The sequence below is a fragment of the Oleiphilus sp. HI0061 genome, from assembly GCF_001635675.1.
Window position 1 is genome coordinate 1 of the sequence record NZ_LWFE01001856.1, and the last position, 989, is coordinate 989.

Sequence of the window (989 nt, forward strand, 5' to 3'; positions counted from 1 at the left end):
CGGTATTTTGGGTATCTGATCAACAATGTACCGCAGCAGAATTGACGAAAGAAGAGAAAAACAAAATTAGCCACCGTGGCCAGGCAACCCAGGCTTTGCTCGACAAAATTGAGCTAATCAAAGCGTCAATGGCTTAGGCTGAGCCTTGAATACACTGCCTCCACTAAGTCTCTATGTACACATTCCCTGGTGTGTACGCAAATGCCCTTACTGCGACTTCAACTCCCATGTCAGTGCTGAAATTCCAGAACAGGCCTATCTAAATAAGCTTCTTGAAGATTTGGACTTTGATAGGGAATTTGCACAGGGCCGTAAAATTGAATCGATCTTTTTTGGTGGCGGTACACCGAGTTTAATGTCAGGTGAGTTTTATCAGCGCTTACTACCTGCCATAGATAAGCGATTGCCTTTTGCCGAGCATATCGAAATCACACTCGAGGCTAATCCAGGTACGACTGAAGCGAAGCGATTTCAAGCTTATGCTCAAGCAGGTATTAACCGCCTATCTTTAGGTGTTCAGAGTTTTAAAGACCGCTATTTGGAAAAGCTTGGGCGCATTCACTCTGCTAGTGAAGCAATGAAGGCCATTGAACAAGCACACGAGGGAGGTATTACTAACTGTAATATTGATTTGATGCATGGTTTGCCCGGGCAAACATTGGATGATGCCATGGATGATATCCAAAGTGCATTATCGCTTGGGCCGAATCACTTATCCTGGTATCAATTGACGATCGAACAAAATACCGAGTTCTATCGCTACCCGCCTGCTCTACCTGAAGATGAACTGATGTGGGATATTCAAAATAATGGCCTGCAATTGTTAGGCGAGAAGGGTTTTCAGCAGTACGAAGTCTCGGCATTCTCGAAACCAGATTTTCAAGCTAAGCACAATCTTAATTACTGGCAGTTTGGTGACTATCTTGGCATTGGTGCCGGTGCACACTCTAAAATCACTTTGCTAGATGATGCTCAGCAGCTTAGGGGAA

At 44.5% G+C, this 989-nt stretch carries 2 protein-coding genes; both read left to right on the top strand.

What is annotated here, in order from left to right:
- On the top strand, positions 1-137 hold a 137-nt coding region (locus A3735_RS29400; RefSeq protein WP_197486119.1), incomplete at its 5' end, for a non-canonical purine NTP pyrophosphatase.
- Between the two features lie 8 nt (positions 138-145).
- Positions 146-989, top strand: an 844-nt coding sequence (hemW, locus tag A3735_RS28255; RefSeq protein ID WP_068639088.1) for a radical SAM family heme chaperone HemW, incomplete at its 3' end; no start/stop codon positions are given.